The organism is Vibrio sp. Isolate22 (genome assembly GCF_022398115.1).
Lineage (GTDB): Bacteria > Pseudomonadota > Gammaproteobacteria > Enterobacterales > Vibrionaceae > Vibrio.
Genome location: NZ_JAKEUW010000126.1, coordinates 1 through 2246 on the forward strand (window position 1 = coordinate 1; position 2246 = coordinate 2246).

At 40.9% G+C, this 2246-nt stretch carries 3 protein-coding genes and 1 pseudogene; 1 reads left to right on the plus strand and 3 read right to left on the minus strand.

All coding sequences use genetic code 11. From position 1 onward, the window contains the following. The 3 genes and pseudogenes from L1D55_RS27030 to L1D55_RS27035 all read right to left on the minus strand — a co-directional run. Positions 1-183: transposase (locus L1D55_RS27030; protein WP_239919498.1), on the minus strand; the 183-nt coding region annotated here is incomplete at its 3' end. Between the two features lie 163 nt (positions 184-346). Then, positions 347-469 (minus strand): annotated as a pseudogene (locus tag L1D55_RS27770) (AraC family transcriptional regulator); the annotation flags it as partial. 62 nt (positions 470-531) lie between these two features. After that, the gene (locus tag L1D55_RS27035) at positions 532-1779 is read right to left on the minus strand and encodes a RidA family protein (RefSeq protein ID WP_239919499.1); all 1248 of its coding nucleotides are present in this window, start codon (positions 1777-1779) and stop codon (positions 532-534) included. A 312-nt stretch (positions 1780-2091) separates the two neighbouring features. On the opposite strand from L1D55_RS27035, the gene L1D55_RS27040 reads away from it, so the two are divergent. Then, on the plus strand, positions 2092-2246 hold a 155-nt coding region (locus L1D55_RS27040; RefSeq protein ID WP_200905028.1), incomplete at its 3' end, for a transposase.

Genomic DNA, 2246 nt, shown 5'->3' on the forward strand with positions numbered 1-2246 from the left:
CAATAGCAGTATCACAATAGCAGTATCAGAAAATTGAAAGCCTCTACCTCGTTTACCATGGTGACTTTTACATTGCCATGCTTCAACGGCTGAGTCGTCAATCCAAAACGTTACTGAGCCTCGCTTGCACAAGGCTTCATTATACTCACTCCAGTTCGCTATCTTCTTCTTCGACTTACCCATAACAACACCATGCTTCTACTACATGGGATCAGATCGCAGGACTGAGAAAAGGTTCCAACTGATTTAGTCAACAACGCCTTTCTCGGTCAATCAAAAAGTATGCGCAAGATTGCACTATATGAAGTGCCGCATGTTTAACAACCTTCATTGCTGATAGGAAACATTACACCGCTCGTAGTGATGTATTGAGGTGGCGCTTACATTCGCACCTAAATTGAGATGAATTGGAGTCATTGATTCGGCCTACAATGTCGCTTATTCGCAGGCCTTCAAACTGAATCAGCTCTAATTCCGAGTTAGGAACTAGAGCTGAAGTATCGACGCTGTTATCGATGTGTGTAACTACGTCTAACCAACAACATCCTGTGGAGGTGTGCCTTCGCAGTTAGATACGACGGCATCAATTTGAATTAAAGCATTCATAGGAATCTTCGAAACCCCAACCACCGTTCTTGCCGGTAAGTCAGCATTAAAGAATGTAGTGTAAACCTCGCTCACCGCATTAATATCTGAAATATCTTTAAGTTGTATATTAATTTTCACCGTATCGTCCATGCAATGGTCAACACTTTCAATGATCGCCTTAATATTCTTAAGACACTGTTCAGCTTGCTCTTTAATACCACCAGCAACCACTTCATGGGTTTTCGGATCTATAGGAAGTTGACCTGAAATATGGTTGTAGTGAGAAAAAGCAACGGTGTGCGAATAAGGCATGAATGGTGCTTTAGCAGTGTTATTTGCTTCAATAACCAGTAAGCAAGTATCTTCTGGCAGTTGTGGCGGTGTACCATCGCCATGTGAAACTGAGGTATCGATTTGGACTAAAGCGCCCATTGGTAATTCAGATGCCTGCACAATCGTTCGCGCTGGAACGTAACTTGGGAAGAACTTAGCACAAGCTTCGTTTACCTTTTCTGCATCTTCGATATCTTTTAGGTAAATCGTGGTTTTCACCACATCATTCATAACATGGCCAATGCTTTCTAGAATCGTTCTAATGTTTGCTAAACATTGAGTTGTTTGCTCTGTGATTCCACCTGGAACCAACTCACCAGTATTCACATCAATCGGTAATTGAGCCGAAAGATTATTATAGTGAGAAAAAGCCGCAGTCTGAGTAGACAAAGCACTCTGAGGGGCTTTATCCGTGTTTCTTGATACCTTAACTAACGCACATGGTGCCTGTGGTGTTGTACCTTCACAATTCGAGATAAGCGCGTCCATTTGAACTAGCGCATCGCTCATTGGCAGAGCTGCAACACCAACCACTGTGCGTGTCGGAAGGCTATTACTAAAGAAGCCCTTGTAAATTTCATCGATAGCTTCCATATCGGAAACGTTCTTAACGAAGATATTAATTTTCACCACGTCATCCATCACATGGTCGATACTTTCAACAATCGCTTTAATATTATTCAAACATTGCATTGCTTGATCTTTAATATCACCGATGATTATTTCACCTGTTTTAGGGTCAATAGGTAATTGAGCAGAAAAGTTATTATAATGAGAAAACGCAACTGTTTGTGTAGATAAATTGTTTAGTGGTGCATTTTCAGTATTTCTTGAAATTTTAATGATATCGCTACTCATCGGTATGATCCTTTTAATAGAATAAGAATACGTATTTATATTGAACAATCGTATTGGAATGAATAATTAAAGTAGCGCTATGTTAGGTGAACAACTTTGGGTTGAACGTGACATGTATCAGACTATCACTCAGCTAATATTCAGTGGCTTATGGGATAATTAGTCATCGAAAGACTAATTATCCACGTAAATTAGGTTTGAGGACTACTCACCCCCAACTGTTTTTAAGTATAGGCTTTGTTGCGTAATTCAATGGAACTAAATCCAGAACCTACGATCTGATCAGCTACCTCCACTCTCTCTCGTAGTCCTATGCCTAAGCCTCGTTACAAAACAACCAACTGGAAGCAATACAACCAATCACTCATTAACCGTGGTTCTCTGACCTTTTGGATTGATGAAGAAGCAATAAGCGGGTGGGCGCAAAGCAAACAGAATAAGCGCGGGAGGCCGCGTCGGTTCAGTGA